This window comes from Methanococcus mangrovi (assembly GCF_054506835.1).
In genome coordinates this window covers 1,236,432-1,253,373 of the sequence record NZ_CP197114.1, presented here as the reverse complement: position 1 = coordinate 1,253,373, position 16,942 = coordinate 1,236,432, and the positions used below count along the sequence as shown (strand labels likewise).

The window sequence follows — 16,942 nt, the reverse complement described above, 5'->3', positions numbered from 1 at the left end:
AGAAAACGGTAAAGATTAATACTTTGGAGTAATAAAGTTTTTAACTAAATAGAATTATTCTTTTATTTAAATATAAAATACGAATTATCGATTTTAAAATCATTTCTTTATCGGTGAAATTATGAAATCTACGGTCACTAAAATAGCTGAAAAAACGTACCAGCTTCCAGTAAGTTACAAAGACTGCATGAGAGTTCCGGGAAACGTTTATTTAGATGAAGTACTGTTTGAACATCTTGAACCAGATGTATTTGAGCAGATTGCAAACGTTGCATGTCTTCCCGGTATTCAAAAGTACTCGCTTGCAATGCCTGACTGCCACTACGGATACGGTTTTTGTATTGGGGGAGTTGCTGCATTTGATGAGGTTACCGGAGTAATCAGCCCTGGCGGAGTTGGTTTTGATATCAACTGTGGTGTGAGACTCGTAAAAACAAATTTAACAAGAAACGATGTTACTCCAAAATTAAAGGAATTATTATCCGAAATTTTTAAAAACGTTCCTTCAGGACTTGGAAGCAAGGGAAAAATAAGAATCACGAAAGATGAAATTGACAATGTACTTGAAGAAGGAGTTTCATGGGCTGTTGAAGAAGGATATGGTTGGGAAAGAGATATAAAACATATCGAAGAACACGGAAAAATGAAAGAAGCAGATCCAACCCTTGTTTCAGACAATGCCAAAAAAAGAGGACTTCCTCAACTCGGGTCTTTAGGTAGTGGAAACCACTTTTTAGAAGTTCAGTATGTTGATGAAATATTTGACGAAGAAGCTGCAAAAACGTTTGGAGTATCCCCAGATCAGGTAGTTTTGATGATACACACCGGTTCAAGAGGACTTGGACACCAGATATGTGCAGATTACTTAAGATACATGGAAAATGCTGCAAAAAAATATAACATTAAATTACCCGACAGACAGCTTGCATGTGCACCGATAAATTCAGAAGAAGGTCAGAAATACTTTAAAGCAATGTCCTGTGGTGCAAACTACGCATGGGCAAACAGGCAGTTAATCACGCATTGGATAAGGGAAAGTTTTGAAAGCGTATTTAAAAAGAGTGCGGAAGATTTAGAAATGGATATAATATATGACGTAGCACATAATATTGCTAAAAAAGAGCAGCATTTGGTTGATGGAGTATTGAAAAATGTCATGGTTCACAGGAAAGGTGCTACAAGGGCATTTGGACCGGGTCATGCTGAGATTCCAGCTGATTACGCTAATATTGGTCAGCCAGTAATAATTCCAGGTGATATGGGCACTGCGTCTTATCTAATGCACGGAACCGAAAAAGCAATGGAGCAAACGTTTGGATCAACTGCACACGGTGCTGGAAGGGCTCTTAGTAGGGTAAAAGCACTTAAACTCTACACTGGAAATGAAGTTCAGGAAGCACTCCAAAAGAAAGGAATTTTGGTAATGGCAGATTCAAAAGGGGTTATTGCAGAAGAATGTCCCGAAGCTTACAAAGATATCGAAAATGTTGCAGAAATATGCCACGATTCGGGAATATCTTTGAAAGTTGCAAAAATGAAACCGATGGGAGTTGTAAAAGGATAATTTCCATTTAAATTATATTTACTAAAAACAGCGTTCTTAATCATTATTTTGATAATTTTTATAAAAAGGTGAAAGAATGAACATAAAAGTAAGTATTTTGGGAGCCACTGGAAATGTTGGACAGAGATTTATTCAAATGCTTGAAAATCACCCAATATTTGAACTCGAAGCGCTTGGTGCATCACAAAGGAGCGCAGGAAAAACTTACAAAGATGCATGCTACTGGTATCAAACCGAACCAATTCCAGAAGAAGTTGCAAATGCAACCGTAGTTTCAACCGACCCAAACGACAAGGCTTATGATGATGTTGATATTGTTTTTTCAGCGTTGCCTGCTGACCTTGCTAAAACACTTGAGCCGGAATTTGCTAAACGAGGAAAATACGTATTTTCAAACGCTTCAGCAATGAGAATGGAGGCAGACGTTCCATTAATTGTTCCAGAAGTAAATCACGAACATTTTGGAATGCTCGAAGTACAAAAAAGCAACAGATGTTCAGATGGTGCGATAATTACAAATCCAAACTGTTCAACAATTGCAGCGGTAATTTCATTAAAACCAATTCAAGATAAATTTGGACTTGATTTGGTAAATATCACCACAATGCAGGCAGTAAGTGGTGCAGGATACGATGGAGTTCCTTCAATGGCAATTTTAGACAATATGGTGCCATACATTGGTGGTGAAGAAGAAAAAATGCAGACAGAATCATTAAAAATTCTTGGAAGCATGGAAGGAAGTGGTTTTAAAAACGGAAACTTTAAAATTGGAGTATCTTGTAACAGAGTTCCAGTAATTGATGGCCACACTGAAAGTATATTTGTAAAAACGACTGAAGAAGCAACTCCTGAAGAAATTGTAAAGGTAATGAATGAATTTGACCCGTTAAAAGGTTTAAATTTACCAAGCTACGCAAAACCAATCGTTTTAAGGGAAGAAAATGACAGACCTCAGCCAAGACTTGACAGAAATACTGGAAATGGAATGTCAATTGTTGTTGGAAGAGTTAGAAAAGACCCTATTTTCGATGTAAAGTACACTGCACTTGAACACAACACCATTAGGGGTGCTGCAGGAGCAAGTGTTTTAAATGCTGAATTGTTCGTTCAAAAATACCTTTAAAACACTTATTTCTTTTTATTTTCCAAAGTTTAATCCATATATTTAAATATTTTTTAAATATATTAAAATTAATCGATATATTGATAGTTATAAATATATCTTGTTTTGAATTATAATGTTATCAAGGTGGTAATGTGCTCACGTGGAATTTACAGTGTCCAAAATGTAACAAAAAACTGACTTACAAGGTAGACGTATGTATTTGTAAAGCTGCAGAGGTTGAACTTCCAAACTGTGAATCTTGCGGTACAAAAATGGAAGTAGATATTTCCGGGCTTAAAGGCAGGCGGAAATTGAAAAAATAAATATTTTGGGTAAAAAATTAACTTAAAATCGAATAATCTATTATATATGAAAAACCGAAAATAAATGTAAAAGTTATAAAAATCGGTGTGTAGATGATAGAAATCAAGAAAAATCCAATGTATAATTACCTATTTTTTCTGGTAATTGCAGCAGCAATTTCTCATCAGGTCTGGGGAACGCTTTTTAACAATTTTGCAGTGGACGTTGTCGGTATAAACGGCTTTCAAATGGGTTTAATCCAATCTATTCGAGAAATACCTGGTTTTTTAACGTTTCTTGTAATTTATGTTTTGTTAGTAATTAAAGAACACAGGCTTTCAGCGCTTTCAACTATTTTAATGGGGTTTGGTGTTGCAATAACTGGATTATTTCCAACAGTTCAAGGTCTGATTATCACGACGTTTTTAATGTCGTTAGGATTTCACTATTTCGAAACCACGAATAAATCACTTACACTCCAGCATTTTAATAAATCGGAAGCTCCTGTTGTTTTTGGAAGATTCAGTAGCTACGGTGCAATTGCAAGTATCATTGCAGGGTTTTTCATATGGGTAAGCGTTAAAATATTTCCCATGTGGACAAATTATTTAATTTACGGAATAATTATAATGGCAATTGGGGTTTATTCACTTTTTAAAAACCCAATCTTTAAAGAAACAGTTCCTCAAAGAAAAGGAATGGTTATAAAGAAAAAATATTGGTTATACTACGTTTTAAACTTTTTAAGTGGTGCAAGAAGGCAAATCTTTATTGCATTTGCAGTATTTTTACTGGTTCAAAACTATGGATTTAGCGTTTCCGAAGTTGCAGTTTTGTTTGTGTTAAACAATATGCTGATTTATTTCACGGCTCCAAAGGTTGCAGAAGGAATAAATAAATTAGGGGAGCGAAAAATGCTCACGATAGAATATGTAACCCTGACGTTCGTGTTCTTAGGATATGCATTTATCGAAAATAGAAATATCGCAGTTTTACTCTACATAATCGACCACATTGTATTCAGCTTTGCAATCGGGATAAATACCTACTTTCAAAAAACTGCAGATTCAGAAGATATTGCGCCTTCGATGGGTGTTGGATTTGCAATAAACCATATTTCAGCAGTTATAATTCCGGTGGTTGGCGGGATTTTGTGGATGACAAACTGGAAGACCCCATTTGTTATGGGGGCAGTATTTAGTGTAATTTCATTATTGTTTGTCCAAAAAATTCCAAAACATATAAAAATTCTACAAAATTAATTTTAATTAAAAAGTATAATCCGAATTATTAAATTTTTAGGGCGATTTTATGAAAATAATGGTATTTGGTATGGGATGTTCAAAGTGCAACGAAACTTCTGAGAATGTTAAAAAAGCGGTTGAAGAATTGAAAATCGATGCAGAAATTGTTAAAATAACCGATATAAAAGAAATTTCTGAATGGGTTTTAATGGCTCCAGCAGTTGCATTTGATGAAGATATTATCTTTGAAGGAACAGTTCCTTCTGTAAACGATTTAAAAAAGGAACTGAAAGATTACTTAGAAATCTAACTAATTTTTAATATATTATAATTATTTTATCAAGATTGAAGCGTATCCAACGACTTCAGAATAATCTTTCGTAACATCTCCAGACGTTGAGTAGTAAAGTAAATTAGATTCTTTTGCACCCAAATCTTTCATTGCTTTAACCATTGCAATAACGGGCCCGTATCCGCACATGCTTATATTGTGTGTTACAACATCGGTAAATATTTCTTCATCATTTAATTCCAAAATGTCTTTTATGACGAGTGCATCTTTTTTTGAAGCTGATTCCTGTGATTCATAGTGTGAAAAGTCTGTAGATGCAATTATTATAATTTTTCTATTCATTTCCTTAGCAACTTTTGCAATGAAGTATCCCACGTCTACGGAAGTTTCATAATCTTGCATCATCATGCATATTGGAACAAATTTGAATTTTGCAATGTTCAATTCTTCAAGATGCTTTAAAAAGGGGAGTTGAACTTCGATTGAGTGTTCTCGTAAATGTGAATTTTCATCTAAATCCAAAATATCACATTCTTTCCACAACCTGTCAGCAAATTCGTTATCTATTTCTATATCTCCAAAAGGGGTTTTCCACGTTCCTTTCATGGTGGCAATTCCAGAACCAAGCCCAGTATGGTTTGGGCCAAGAATTATCGCAGTAACTTCCCCGCTTATATTTTCAGATAGTTTTTTGTAGCCGTGTGCAGCAACAGGCCCAGAATAAATGTATCCTGCATGGGGGGAGACGATTCCAAGTGGTTTTGAGTATTTTCCACGTTTTGATGGAAGTTCTTTAGGACCTCTTGGATTTAAATAGCAGTATTCGATCATTTCAAGTAATTCGTGATATTCAGCAGGATAAAACATTCCTGCGACCACAGGATTTCTTTTCATAATCTCAATCCTCAAATTTATTTACCTTAATTTATTTTATTTTTCTAAGGATTTATATTATTTTCAAATTTCCATTTCCAAACAGCAGGATTACACATGCAAGAATTACGAGATTTGAAAACCAGAACAAAATACTAAAAATTGACAATTTCCTTGCTTTTTCAATTTCCCACCATTTATATGGCGTTATTCCATAAATATAAAATAATGACGCTGATGCAAAATTAACAGAGATTATATTTACGATAAAAAGTATCAATATCGGGAGTGATTCCGTGTAGTATCCTGAACCAAGCATCAATCCAAATGCAACGAGTGGAGGCATCAGGGCAACTGCAATCATAACTCCAACAACTGTTGACGAGATTTCTGGAATTAACATTGAAAGGGTACCGACAAAACCTGCTGAAAGTGCAATTATAATGTTTTGCAGGCCTAAATTCATTCTTGATGCGACTTGGGGGCTGTCGGGACTTACGTGTAAGAATGTTCCGATAAAAAATGAAAATACGAGTACAGTTAAAATTCCCAATATTAAATTTTTCAAAGATTTTTTTGCAAGAGATATGTCCATGACTGCAATTGAGAATGTGAATGAAATCATCGGGCTTAAAAACGGTGCGATTATCATTGAACCAATTATCAATGCAACATCATCTAACCATATTCCAATCGAAGCAACAACTGCTGCCAAGAATAATAATGAATAATATTCTTTTGAAAGATTGGATACATCCCCTATTTTTCCAATTATTTCATGTCGTGAAACTCTTTTTGGGGTTTTATCTTCAACTTCCACTTTTTCTTCTTTTTTAATTTCCGGAATCGTTGCTGTTGGTTCAGTTACAAGAATTCTAAAATTCGATCCACCGTATTTTGAGGAGAGCACATCGATTACTTTTTCAACGTGTTCTGTTTCGGTAAGTAACCTGATTACAGTATAATTTGATTCTTCGCAAACGCTATGCCAGATAATATTTTCAACAGTATTATCAAGCGATTCTTCGTATCCCGCAAATATCTTTTTTGGAACATAACATTCAATGAGTCTCACGTTCACGTAAATCCCTCAAAATCAGGTTAAACAATAAAATTACTTATGAAAAAACTATCTAATATAACTGTCGAAAATTTATCTAAAAATAGTAAAAAAGTTTAAAAGAAGTTAGTATGGAACAGGAAGTCCAATTTCTTTCCTGTGTTCTATTTCTTCTCCATTTTTCTCTTTTTTCGAGAGAGCGAGTTTTTGTACTAAATCAAGCCCAGGTTTTACAGCGTCTATGTCTTTTGTTTCGATAGCGCCTGCTTCAACCATTTTGTTTAAGTACTCTTCTCCTTTTGCGGTTCTAACAAAGATTGTGCTCCATCCGTCTGGGCTTCCAACTGAACCTGTTGAGATATCTGCAAGTTCTGCTGTATAGTCCATACATACGTGGCATGAACCTTGTTCGTATGGGTGGGTGTCTTTTAATGGAACTGTTTTTACGTCGCCCCATTTTGAGTAAACCCAGAATTTACCTTTTCCAATGTCGGTTTTTACAACATCGTCCATTTTGATACCGCAGTGTTCTTCAACAATTGCTTTCATACCGTTGTATGGGAAGTTTTCCATACAGAAGATACCCATAATTAATGCAATTTTGTCTGGAACGTGTCTGTATCCAATAGGGTATTTTATAGCTTTTCTGATTGACCGAACTTGGCAAGGAGTTCCAACAAATCCTACTTTGTCGCATCCGTATTCTCTTACAGCGCTTTTTACAACTGAAAGGTTAGGACATACTGTATATTTAGTTCCTGCAGCGTTTAAGATTTCTTCTCTTGTTGTAGCAACTTTTGGAGCTGCTGCGAATCCGTCTTCTTTGTCTGCAATAATTACACCATCGAGGAGTCCGCTTTCTAAACCGTAAATGTATGCGGCAGAAACGATACCTCCATCTTGTGCTTTCTTAAGGATTTCTTTGTCTGCAGCTCTTGCGGAAACTGCTTTTATATATTTTCCAAAGGGATCCATCTAATCACCTTTTTTTATTTTCCATAATTGCAATTATTCTATTTTTTCAATTAATTCTGGGAATCTAATTCTTGGGCACTGAACTGAACATGCACCACATTTTATACAGATTTCCTTGTCAACTAATGGTCTTCCTGCATCCATAGATACTGCTCTTGTAGGGCAAGCTGATGCACATGAACCGCAACCCATACAGAGTGATTTGTTGATTACTTTTACAAGCAAATCGCATCCACAAGCTTCTGATCCATATTTTGCAAGTTCTGCGTATGGTTCTAAATATTCCATATCTCCGTTTAATGCCGCTAAAACAACTGCAACTATAGCTTCTGGTGATGGTGGACATCCTGGAATTGCCAAGTCACATTTCACAACTTCTGTCAATGGTGCGAATGAATCGTGAACTGGTTTTGACATCTGATTTCCTTTCGAAAATCTTGTAATATTTCCACTCGCAGCACATGCTCCTAAAGCAACTAATATTTTTGCTTTTTTTCTGGATTCAAGTGCAACTTCCATTGCGTGGTGGTCGCTTAAACAAACGCTACCTTCAAGTAAGATTATGTCTACGTCGTCAGGAACTTCCTTTACATCAGCAAGCGTCTGGGAGTAAACTAAATCTATAGCTCCTAAAACATCTAAAAGCTTTTCATAGGTGTCTGCAAGGGAAACTAGACACCCACAGCAGCTACTTAATTGCACGTGGGCAACTTTTACCATGATATTCTCCTCCCTTAGTTGATTGGTTTTCCCCTTAATTCGGAAAGTATAATGTCTACGGCTACATCTACTGCATTCTGGACTTCTTCTGACAGTTCAAGTACTACATCAGGTTCTGAAACGTACTTTTTCTGACAACCAATAACTTTAAAGTCTATTTCACGAGGTGCATCTCTAAAAACCCTGTACATGGTAGTTGAGAGCGGCCAGTCGTGACTGTCAACTTTTGTATGTTCTGGTTTTGGAAGGTCATCCATTGTAAGTATCTTAATTTCTCCAGGTTCCAGTCCGTAATCGATAATATCTACGACTATGATTTTCTTAGTCTTGGATTCACTGTCGATTAAAGTTAGCACCTGTTGTGGAGCGCCCGCTCCTGCATCTACAAGTGCAATATTTTCCTTTTCTTCTTCAGTTAGTATTTCCTGTAATTTTTCGATTACATGGACACTAAAGCCATCGTCTGCAAATAGGATATTTCCGCATGCAAGAACCATATTTTCCTTTAAAAGGTATGAAGGGGTTAATTTGAATTCCATATCAATACCGTTGAAATGATTTTTTTTGATTACCGTGAGTTAATTTCTGTCTCTTAAGGTCCATTAAGGTTCCCTTTAAAGACTGTCCTTTTCAGGAATTTAGAATTCTCTTATTTCAACAACTTTTTTAGTCTGTTCATCTTTTACGATGACGTGCGTAGCACATGAAGCTCATATGTCGTAAGCTCTCATAATTACTTCCGCGTATTTATGGTGGTAACCTTCAATAGCCTTTTCAACAGCCGGGAAGTTCCACGTTGAAGCAGCAATGATGTTGTATTTTTCAATTCTACCATCTTTGCCCATTTTAGCCATGTGGGTGTTGGTAGCTCTTGGTGCTTCGTGAACACCTATTCCGCCTTCCTCTTTTGCATTATAGAAGTTAGGTGTTTCTCTTACAGTTCCGTTAATATTTAATTCATCAATGAGTTCTAATGATCGTTTAACAGCTTCAAAGTTTTCTAATGCTCTCGCAAGGTTGATATCCATTGCTCCGCCGCCTGATTTGAAGTTTCCGTATTTAACCATTCTTGCTCTTGGTCCACCTTCTGCAGGGTTTCCTCTGTAGAATGGAATCTGGTTTGTTGCAGTTTGTGCAATTTCTGGGTATGCTGCGTAGAATCTCTGTGCAGATACTTCTGTCACATCTTTCCAGTTGATAGCATCCCTGTTACCAAATGTCGTGTCTGTAGCAATGTATGGATAATTGTGTTTACCTAAATCAGGAATTCCGATTTCTTCTAAGTATCTTTCGATTAATGTTTCTAATACTTCTAACATTGTGTTGCAGTCTTTTTCGTATTCTCTGCAAGCATAGTAGAGTTTAGATTTTGCTCTTTCGGTGATGTTGGTTCTCATTCCACCAACCATCAAGTTTGGAGGGTGAATTCCTTCTCCACCAGTAATATCTACAACCATCTGTCCAGCTTTTCTCATTTTCTGGATTAATTTAATTGCATCTACTCTTAATGTTCCTGCTTCTTCAGGTTTTAATAAGTCATCTGCAATTAACAAATGGTGTAATGGGTGTGAGTGCATCCTATTTCCTAAACCCAATAATTCTCTTAATATCATACCATCTTTAGGTATTTCCATATCAATAGCATTTTCAATTGCCTCACATGAAGCAATACCGTGGGTTGCCTGACATATACCACAAATTCTCATAACTGCAATAGGCCCGAATGCTGCAGGTTTTCCTTGCAACATGGTTTCGAAACCTCTTACAGGAGTTGTATTTGGATAAAATGCCTTGGTTACAATCCCGTCATCATCTACGTTCAAAACTAGCTTAGCGTGCCCCTCATGTCTAGTTGTGGGGCTGATAGTTACAGGTTCTGCCACTTTAGTCACCTCCAAGGGTAATATGCATACATTAAACTTTCTTTCTTGGGGATAATATAAAGGGATACCTCTTTAAAAATGCAAATACGGGATTATATGTTACTAAATACTTAGAAACCCATTTAAATTATTTATTTTTGAAATAGCTATTAAAAAAATAGATATTAAAAATAATATTGAGTTTTAAAATATAAAAAAAGAAATTAATCAAACAGCGGTAAAACGCTGCCTATGGATGGTGCAATTGCAGGAATTTTTAAAGTTTTCCATATTGTCATTGCAAGGGAGAGTGCTTGGTATCGCTCCCCGTGCATTACTATTGCTTTACTTGGTTGTGGTATCTTTTTCATGAATCTCAGAAGCGAATTGTAGTCAGCGTGTGCAGAAAACTCGATTTTTACAACTTTTCCGTTTACTGGGATTGCTCTTTTAAACGGTTTTACTTCTGTAGCACCTTCTTCGAGGCTTCTTCCAATCGTTCCTTCAGCTTGGTATCCTGTTAATATAATTTTATTTTTTGGATTTTTTAATAATGAAAGGTATTGAAGTACGGGACCTCCCTGAACCATTCCTGAAGTTGAAATAATAATGCATGGTTCTTTACTGAAAACTTCATCGCTACTTTTTATTAAGTTTCCAAACGGATTTATCCTGTTTTCAATGGCATTTTTTATTTTTGGATTTAACCAGTCCGAATATCCCATGTACATTCCAGTTGTATGCGTTAAAGACCCGTTAATGTAAATTGGGACTTCTTTTAAAGCACCACTTTTCATGTAGTTGTTGATTACAACAATGATTTCCTGGGACCTTCCAACTGCAAAAACAGGGATAATTACTTTTCCGCCGTTGTCGATAGTTTCAGAAATTTCATCAATGAGTTGTTTCTCTAAAACTTTTCTTGCAGGTTTTATATCTAATGGGGAACCGTAAGTGGATTCAATAATTATTGTATCGATTTCATCAAAGTCTGTGTCAGCTGCACGAAGAGTTCTTGTTTCAATTTCGTTAATATCTCCGGTATAGAGTAATTTTTTTCCATCGATATCTAAATAAAGCGAGGAACTTCCTAAAATGTGTCCAGCATCGTACATTTTCATTTTAATGTCGGAAGTAACCTGTTTTTCTTCCCTGTAGTTTACAGTTTTGATTACATCCATCGATTTTTTGATATCTTCTTCTCTGTATGTTTTTGAAAGGCTTACCGTGTCTTTCCATACGTTGTACATCAAATCCGCAGTTGGCGGGTTACAGTATATTTTTTTGAAGTTAAAGTAAGGTATTGCACCGCAGTGGTCCAAGTGAGCGTGTGAAACCACAACCGCATCAACATCTGAGTCGTTAATATCTGGAAGCCCGTTATCTGAAGGGTCCATTCCACAGTCAATTAATATTTTTGATTTTTTAGTGTTTATCTCTACGCAAGATTTTCCGATTTGGTGGCAGCCACCGTGAAATTTAGCAATTGTCATAATATCACATAAATTTAGTATATTACAGTTTTTTAAATTAAATATTAAAATATTAATTAAATAAAATTAACAAGCTAAAAACTTTGAATCAACGTCTCCATTTTCCAATCGGGTAACAACTGATGCAACAATGTTTTTAGATGTTTTTAGAATGTTTTCATTTTTTATAAACGTAAATATTGGATTATATCCTTCTTTTATCAATCCAGTATTTTGAAGTCCAAGTATCTCGGCACCGTTTACTGTCGCCATTTTAAGAATTTCTTTCGGACTGATGTGGTAAATCTTGTAGATAAAGTCCATTTCTTTAAAAATGGATGGAGAATTTGCCATAAAATTATCCGTTCCAATTCCAAGTTTTAAATTGTATTCCAACATTTTGGAAATATCTGGAAGTCCGACATTAAACGAGGCGTTTGCTCTTGGGCATACTACAACGGGTATTTTATTTTCATTTAACAGGGATAAATCTTCAGGACTTGAATGAGTTGCATGGATAAGAAAATCTGGTTTTATTTTTAGATTTATTAATCTTTCAATTTCGGAAATTCCATATTTTTCTTTTGAATACTGGACTGAGCCCTTATGCTCATTTGCATGGATTGAAAGTATTTTTTCATTCCCCAATTTACAAATAAACTTAAGTTCCCGGTCCGAATACTCATTTGAACCGCTTAATCCTAAACCATCACAATTATCCAATATGGTGGTTATTTCACTTTTTAAAAGGTTTTCTTCCCCTTTAGTGGGCCTTCCAAGAATTACGGGTTTAATGGATACATCGGAATTTTTAAATGCCGATTTAAGTAAATTTATTCCATTAATTCCATTTTCACGAAAGTCACAAAAAGCCTTAACGCCGTTATTTTCAAGCTCATAAAGCCCTTCTGACATCCCCTGCACCAACTCTTTCTCGCTACAACTATTTAAAAACTTGTGTTTAATGCCATTTGGAGGTTTGACAAGTTCGTCAAGTGACTTTCCAATACCAATATCTTTAATACTATTGTCTCCAATATGAGTATGGGAATTAATAAGGGGAGGAATGACTAACCCCTTGTAATTTAAAACGTTTGAATGGTGTTCACTCGTAAATCCTTTTATAATTCCGTCTTCTATAACCAAGGTTCCTTTTTTTGGTTCGAAGTCGTCGCCATATAAAAAATTAGAATTTAAATAAACCATAATTCGCACCCTTATTCTAACTACTTAAAGTATGGAAGTTTAACCATTAAATATTATCTGTTGGTGAAAATCATGCTCGCAATAAAGAAAAAATCTGTTAAATCTGCATTTGAAGCACTTATACCAAAAATCATGGAAGAAGGAACCGAGATGGTTACAGAAGATGGACAGAAATGCAAAGAAATAATGAATACGATTATTGAGATTACTGATCCATCTGACAAATCAATTTCGGAAAAATATCCTCTCGGAGAAAGGGCTGTTAAATCGTATACCGAGCAATTGATAAATGGATGTGCTGCAACATTTGTTTACGACTACCACGAAAGAATTTTTGAATATCCAAATGACAAAAAGGAATTAAAAAACGACCAGATTGAATATATCGTGAATAAATTAAAAGAACAGATTAATTCAAGGCGAGCTATTGCAATTACCTGGAATCCATACATCGACCAAGCTGTAAAAGATGTTCCCTGTTTACAGATTGTGCAATTTTTAGTAAGAGATAATAAATTATATCAAACAGTACTCTTTAGATCAAACGATGCATTTTTGGCATTTCACGCAAATGCAATAGGATTGATTGCCCTTGGTGAAATGGTTGCTGAAAAATTGGGAATTGAACTTGTAAAATACACGCACCACTCAGTATCTATGCACGTTTATTCCGAACGAGATATTGATGCTTTAAAAAAGTTTTAAAATAATCAAAAATAATATTATTTTATTTATTTCCGCTTAACTGTTTTAACTTTTTATGAAGTTCTAAAAAATCAATACAGTCTTCAATGCACCTGTAGGAACCTCTTGCTTTAAAACAGTCAATTATTTCTTGAAGTTCCGTGCTTGGTTTTCCTCGTATCCCGCGCCATACATTTTTTATTGAATTTCCAACGCCCATGGTATCTACCTTCAATAAACTTTGTTATTTGTGCCTACAAAGCCCTTTTAAAATTAAAAACATTGTAATACAACAAAGATAATTATTTTTTAATTATTATATTATTGTTACTATTGTAGAAAAATCGAAATACTTTTATTCTACCCCATACAAAAATGCCCTAAAATAAAAGATTTTATTATATAACGCCGAAAAAAGTGTTAAAGTTTTAAATAATTATTTTTTAGCCAGATTTATTATTAATTTAAGTTTTTCTCCATCGTAGGAGCTTCTAATCCAGATGGAATTGTAATCTGAAATATCATATTCTTTATCTGTTTTATCATTCTTGATATACTCAAATACCCATTTTGCATATTGTTTTTCAAAAATTGGGTCATATCCTCCAAATTCAAAGAAATATTGAACAGTAATTCCTTTTTCATAATCATTTGGTAAGTATTCCTTTGAATCTAAGTACTGTATGTTGTAATCACTTTTTATTTCGTAATCGTTTTCAAAGTATGTCATTAAATACCTTGAAAGGTTTGGAAGGTTTGAATATTCCTCTGAAACAGCATTATAATTTCCAACAGGTTCAAAGCTTTTTTCATAGTAAACTGAATTATTTACAAGTTCAATTTTATAAAACGTGATATTATCTATGAAATAATCTTCAACATTTTTTTTATAGTCTAAATAATTATATAACTCCATTATTGGCGGTTGCTGGTCGATAATGTAGTAATTTCCATTTAAATTAACTGCAGTGGCAGCGTGACCTGGATTTCCTTCTGATTCAAAAGTTAATATATATACAGGACTGTATTCCATTTTTAAAAGAAGTGCTGAAGTTAGCAGTGCGTAATCTCCACAGATTCCAGATTTCAATTCAAGAGTTTCGGCAGGGCTCTGTATTGTATTGTTGTATGGGTCAGAAACTTCTATTTTTCCAGTTACCCAGTATTTAACTTCGGGATTTGGCAGTTCTGTTTTTGAATAGTTGTATTTAATATTATCTTCTTCCCAGAGGATAGTATTCCAGATGGAATCTTTGATTGTAGTTCCTTTTAGCGTTATTGCTAAATAAGATACTTTTTCAAGTTCTTCAGGGGCCAAATAAACTTCGATCGAATCTTCAAAAATATATTTCGGGAGTTTTTCGGGAGTTTCTTCACCAAGCCCTACCTTTTCAAGTATTCCTGAAATGTCCTGATTATCGGAAAAATTTTGGATAAAAAATAGCGTAGAACCAGTTAAAATTCCAACTATTATGATATAAATTAGATTTTTCGTTTTTAAATTCATAATAACACCAAAAAATAAACAAATTGAAAGTGATTTAGTTATTTGAATTATTCTTCAGTTTTAGGTTTGGATTCAACGTCCTTTTCAATTTCTTTTTCAACTTCAGTTTCGGGATTTATTTTTTCAGTTTTTTCGGAAAAATTGTAAATAACTCCTTCTGGTGGAAGCGGGATAACCATTGCTCCAATAATATATACAACAATCATTAGTGGGTTCATAAAGAATAATACTATCCATAAAAGCCTCACGAGTGTAGGGTCTATGTTAAAGTAGATTGCAAGCCCCCCGCATACTCCTGAGAGCATTTTTTCTTTGTCTGATCTGTATAATCTTTTCATAATTATCCCTCAAAAATAGCCGAATTTTTTTTATTCTATACTTTATTGTAAAAAATAGTATTTAAAAAAATAGTTAAGTGAAAAAATCTAATTTTTAATTATTCTTCGGACGGTTCTACATCTTTTGGTTTTTTTGGAACATATTCCACTACTTTTTCAGGGCGGACTCTTGCAGTTGTAATATATCCGGTATGACCAATCATTCTTGTTGATGGTCTCACTCCTTTTTCTGAAATTTCAATGTCTCTTACAATACATTCAACAGTTCTAATATCTAAAAATCCATGTTCTTTTAGTGCTTCAACACCTTTTTTAGCTTGCTCTACGTAAGGCACATATATTGCAATTCTTCCTTTTGCCTTATTGAGTGAGTGTTTAGCATGTTCTACAACATTCCAGGGGTCAGGCATGTCTAAAACTAAAACATCGATGTTTTCTTCTTCAATTTTTTCAGTAATGTCGCCGATTTTTTGGGTAACGTTGTAAAGTCCGTTCTCTACAATTTCCATTTCTTCTTCGTCTTCATCGTCAATTCCAATGATTTTTTGGTTTTTTCGAACAGCCCCAACTATCTCAAGATTTTTTCTCGCAATTTTTGCAAATTCCGGTCTTTTTTCATAAGTTATTATTTTTCCTTCTTTTCCAACCGCATTTGCTAAATAGATGGTAAGTGCAGCAGAACCCGTACCTGCTTCAACAACGGTTTCTCCATTTTCGATACCGCATTCAGCAATGATTAACCCGATATCTTTTGGAAGGAGTGTTGTAACACTTCTTTTCATCTTTTTAACTACATCGTGAATCGTTGGAGTTACTAAATAAAATTCTCCGCCTTTATTTGTAATTAAAATTGACCCTTCTTCTTTTCCCACCAAATCAACAACTCCAAGGTCATTTCCAAAGTTATCAAGGTCTTTATTTAAAAGGTACTTTTTCTCACGATTATCCATAATCAGTTTTTTATCAACCATTATTTCACCCATTGAAATATTTTAGATTCTTCAATTTCTTTTAAGAGGTTTTTTGAAGTTGCCCAGCTCTTTCTCGCAATTTTTGGCAGGCCCTTGTTTTCTTGCACGTAATTTCTCAAAAATTTCTTTGTTTTTGGATCACTTGGATATCCGCTTCCAATTTCACCAAAAGTCTTTTTATATTCTTCAATAACATTATCACGAGTTACTTTAGCAATAATTGATGCAGCAGACACTATTTTGTAATTTTCATCAGCTTTGTGTTCAGCAATGATTTCAACGTTTTTATTAATAAGCTTTGCTTTAAACTGGTTTGAAAATGACTGTTCGTTACTGCTGCAAGCATCGATGTAAATTTTTATGTTTTTGTTTTCCTTGATAAAATGATTTGCAAGTTTTGAAAAAGCGCTTAATTCTATTTTGTTTAAGTTTATAATTTCCATCTGTCTGTCGATTGTTTCAGGGTCGATTACAACCTTTTCAACATCACATATTTCGCTTATTTTTATATATAATTCTTCACGCTTTTTTTTGGAAAGTTGTTTACTATCCTTTAATTCAAGATCATTTAATTTTTGGAGATTTTTTTCATCAATTTTTACCGAAGCAATGACCATTGGTCCAATTACGGGGCCCCGTCCTGCTTCATCAAGTCCAACAATGATTTTGCCGTTAAATTTGTCTGAATTATTTAAATTTTCAATATCCTCATTCATCGTATCACGTAGATTACTAAACAGGAAACATATAAAAAACAGTAACACGA

General features: G+C 34.5%; 19 protein-coding genes. 6 read left to right on the top strand and 13 right to left on the bottom strand.

All coding sequences use genetic code 11. From position 1 onward, the window contains the following. Positions 1–121: 121 nt before the first annotated feature. The 5 genes from ACS5L2_RS06665 (at position 122) to ACS5L2_RS06645 (ending at position 4,526) form a co-directional block, all read left to right on the top strand. Positions 122–1,564, top strand: a complete 1,443-nt coding sequence (locus tag ACS5L2_RS06665; protein ID WP_459201241.1) for an RtcB family protein — start codon at positions 122–124, stop codon at positions 1,562–1,564. 76 nt (positions 1,565–1,640) lie between these two features. Further along, positions 1,641–2,687, top strand: coding sequence for an aspartate-semialdehyde dehydrogenase (gene asd, locus ACS5L2_RS06660; protein ID WP_459201240.1), 1,047 nt, complete (start codon positions 1,641–1,643; stop codon positions 2,685–2,687). Between the two features lie 134 nt (positions 2,688–2,821). Next, positions 2,822–2,992: a hypothetical protein gene (locus ACS5L2_RS06655; protein ID WP_459201239.1), complete on the top strand. Its 171-nt coding sequence runs from the start codon at positions 2,822–2,824 to the stop codon at positions 2,990–2,992. Between the two features lie 93 nt (positions 2,993–3,085). Continuing rightward, a complete protein-coding gene (locus ACS5L2_RS06650) occupies positions 3,086–4,234 on the top strand; it encodes an MFS transporter (RefSeq protein WP_459201238.1) in 1,149 nt (382 codons plus the stop codon). A 49-nt stretch (positions 4,235–4,283) separates the two neighbouring features. Then, positions 4,284–4,526: an MTH895/ArsE family thioredoxin-like protein gene (locus ACS5L2_RS06645; protein ID WP_459201237.1), complete on the top strand. Its 243-nt coding sequence runs from the start codon at positions 4,284–4,286 to the stop codon at positions 4,524–4,526. Positions 4,527–4,547: 21 nt separating this feature from the next. On the opposite strand, the gene amrB is transcribed toward ACS5L2_RS06645, so the two are convergent. From amrB to ACS5L2_RS06605, 8 genes are all read right to left on the bottom strand, one after another. Beyond that, positions 4,548–5,402, bottom strand: a complete 855-nt coding sequence (gene amrB / locus ACS5L2_RS06640; protein ID WP_459201236.1) for an AmmeMemoRadiSam system protein B — start codon at positions 5,400–5,402, stop codon at positions 4,548–4,550. 52 nt (positions 5,403–5,454) lie between these two features. Next, complete coding sequence (locus ACS5L2_RS06635) at positions 5,455–6,462, bottom strand: TIGR00341 family protein (protein WP_459201235.1); 1,008 nt, start codon at positions 6,460–6,462, stop codon at positions 5,455–5,457. A gap of 105 nt (positions 6,463–6,567) precedes the next feature. After that, the gene (gene frhB, locus ACS5L2_RS06630) at positions 6,568–7,416 is read right to left on the bottom strand and encodes a coenzyme F420 hydrogenase subunit beta (protein ID WP_459201234.1); all 849 of its coding nucleotides are present in this window, start codon (positions 7,414–7,416) and stop codon (positions 6,568–6,570) included. A gap of 33 nt (positions 7,417–7,449) precedes the next feature. Further along, positions 7,450–8,136, bottom strand: a complete 687-nt coding sequence (frhG, locus tag ACS5L2_RS06625; protein ID WP_459201233.1) for a coenzyme F420 hydrogenase subunit gamma — start codon at positions 8,134–8,136, stop codon at positions 7,450–7,452. A gap of 14 nt (positions 8,137–8,150) precedes the next feature. Next, positions 8,151–8,675, bottom strand: a complete 525-nt coding sequence (gene frhD / locus ACS5L2_RS06620) for a coenzyme F420-reducing hydrogenase, FrhD protein (RefSeq protein WP_459201232.1) — start codon at positions 8,673–8,675, stop codon at positions 8,151–8,153. Between the two features lie 99 nt (positions 8,676–8,774). Next, on the bottom strand, positions 8,775–10,019 hold the full coding sequence (frhA, locus tag ACS5L2_RS06615) for a coenzyme F420 hydrogenase subunit alpha (protein ID WP_459201231.1): 1,245 nt from the start codon (positions 10,017–10,019) through the stop codon (positions 8,775–8,777). 203 nt (positions 10,020–10,222) lie between these two features. Further along, complete coding sequence (locus ACS5L2_RS06610) at positions 10,223–11,491, bottom strand: MBL fold metallo-hydrolase (RefSeq protein ID WP_459201230.1); 1,269 nt, start codon at positions 11,489–11,491, stop codon at positions 10,223–10,225. Positions 11,492–11,557: 66 nt separating this feature from the next. After that, positions 11,558–12,676: an amidohydrolase family protein gene (locus ACS5L2_RS06605; protein WP_459201229.1), complete on the bottom strand. Its 1,119-nt coding sequence runs from the start codon at positions 12,674–12,676 to the stop codon at positions 11,558–11,560. A 72-nt stretch (positions 12,677–12,748) separates the two neighbouring features. Here ACS5L2_RS06605 and ACS5L2_RS06600 point away from each other — a divergent pair, with 72 nt between their 5' ends. After that, positions 12,749–13,381: a thymidylate synthase gene (locus ACS5L2_RS06600; RefSeq protein ID WP_459201228.1), complete on the top strand. Its 633-nt coding sequence runs from the start codon at positions 12,749–12,751 to the stop codon at positions 13,379–13,381. A gap of 22 nt (positions 13,382–13,403) precedes the next feature. Here the strand turns inward: ACS5L2_RS06600 and ACS5L2_RS06595 are convergent, their stop codons facing one another. From ACS5L2_RS06595 to rnhB, 5 genes are all read right to left on the bottom strand, one after another. After that, entirely contained in the window at positions 13,404–13,580 is a 177-nt protein-coding gene (locus ACS5L2_RS06595; RefSeq protein WP_181492478.1) for a hypothetical protein, read from the bottom strand. A gap of 216 nt (positions 13,581–13,796) precedes the next feature. Continuing rightward, the gene (locus tag ACS5L2_RS06590; RefSeq protein WP_459201227.1) at positions 13,797–14,867 is read right to left on the bottom strand and encodes a transglutaminase-like domain-containing protein; all 1,071 of its coding nucleotides are present in this window, start codon (positions 14,865–14,867) and stop codon (positions 13,797–13,799) included. 47 nt (positions 14,868–14,914) lie between these two features. Further along, positions 14,915–15,205, bottom strand: a complete 291-nt coding sequence (locus ACS5L2_RS06585) for a PspC domain-containing protein (RefSeq protein WP_459201226.1) — start codon at positions 15,203–15,205, stop codon at positions 14,915–14,917. A gap of 98 nt (positions 15,206–15,303) precedes the next feature. Beyond that, positions 15,304–16,176 carry a tRNA (adenine-N1)-methyltransferase gene (locus tag ACS5L2_RS06580; RefSeq protein ID WP_459201225.1) on the bottom strand — a complete coding sequence of 291 codons (873 nt, stop codon included), beginning with the start codon at positions 16,174–16,176 and terminating at the stop codon, positions 15,304–15,306. Next, positions 16,176–16,892, bottom strand: a complete 717-nt coding sequence (gene rnhB, locus ACS5L2_RS06575; protein WP_459201224.1) for a ribonuclease HII — start codon at positions 16,890–16,892, stop codon at positions 16,176–16,178. The genes ACS5L2_RS06580 and rnhB overlap by 1 nt, the downstream gene beginning before the upstream one ends. Between the last annotated feature and the right edge of the window lie 50 nt (positions 16,893–16,942).

Excerpts from the sequence above, each read along its gene's own strand:
- ACS5L2_RS06665 (WP_459201241.1), top strand. The coding sequence starts at position 122 with ATGAAATCTACGGTCACTAAAATAGCTGAAAAAACGTACCAGCTTCCA.
- asd (WP_459201240.1), top strand. The coding sequence starts at position 1,641 with ATGAACATAAAAGTAAGTATTTTGGGAGCCACTGGAAATGTTGGACAG.
- ACS5L2_RS06650 (WP_459201238.1), top strand. The coding sequence starts at position 3,086 with ATGATAGAAATCAAGAAAAATCCAATGTATAATTACCTATTTTTTCTG.
- ACS5L2_RS06645 (WP_459201237.1), top strand. The coding sequence starts at position 4,284 with ATGAAAATAATGGTATTTGGTATGGGATGTTCAAAGTGCAACGAAACT.
- amrB (WP_459201236.1), bottom strand. The coding sequence starts at position 5,402 with ATGAAAAGAAATCCTGTGGTCGCAGGAATGTTTTATCCTGCTGAATAT.
- frhB (WP_459201234.1), bottom strand. The coding sequence starts at position 7,416 with ATGGATCCCTTTGGAAAATATATAAAAGCAGTTTCCGCAAGAGCTGCA.
- frhG (WP_459201233.1), bottom strand. The coding sequence starts at position 8,136 with ATGGTAAAAGTTGCCCACGTGCAATTAAGTAGCTGCTGTGGGTGTCTA.
- frhD (WP_459201232.1), bottom strand. The coding sequence starts at position 8,675 with ATGGAATTCAAATTAACCCCTTCATACCTTTTAAAGGAAAATATGGTT.
- ACS5L2_RS06610 (WP_459201230.1), bottom strand. The coding sequence starts at position 11,491 with ATGACAATTGCTAAATTTCACGGTGGCTGCCACCAAATCGGAAAATCT.
- ACS5L2_RS06605 (WP_459201229.1), bottom strand. The coding sequence starts at position 12,676 with ATGGTTTATTTAAATTCTAATTTTTTATATGGCGACGACTTCGAACCA.
- ACS5L2_RS06600 (WP_459201228.1), top strand. The coding sequence starts at position 12,749 with ATGCTCGCAATAAAGAAAAAATCTGTTAAATCTGCATTTGAAGCACTT.
- ACS5L2_RS06595 (WP_181492478.1), bottom strand. The coding sequence starts at position 13,580 with ATGGGCGTTGGAAATTCAATAAAAAATGTATGGCGCGGGATACGAGGA.
- ACS5L2_RS06590 (WP_459201227.1), bottom strand. The coding sequence starts at position 14,867 with ATGAATTTAAAAACGAAAAATCTAATTTATATCATAATAGTTGGAATT.
- ACS5L2_RS06585 (WP_459201226.1), bottom strand. The coding sequence starts at position 15,205 with ATGAAAAGATTATACAGATCAGACAAAGAAAAAATGCTCTCAGGAGTA.
- ACS5L2_RS06580 (WP_459201225.1), bottom strand. The coding sequence starts at position 16,176 with ATGGTTGATAAAAAACTGATTATGGATAATCGTGAGAAAAAGTACCTT.
- rnhB (WP_459201224.1), bottom strand. The coding sequence starts at position 16,892 with ATGAATGAGGATATTGAAAATTTAAATAATTCAGACAAATTTAACGGC.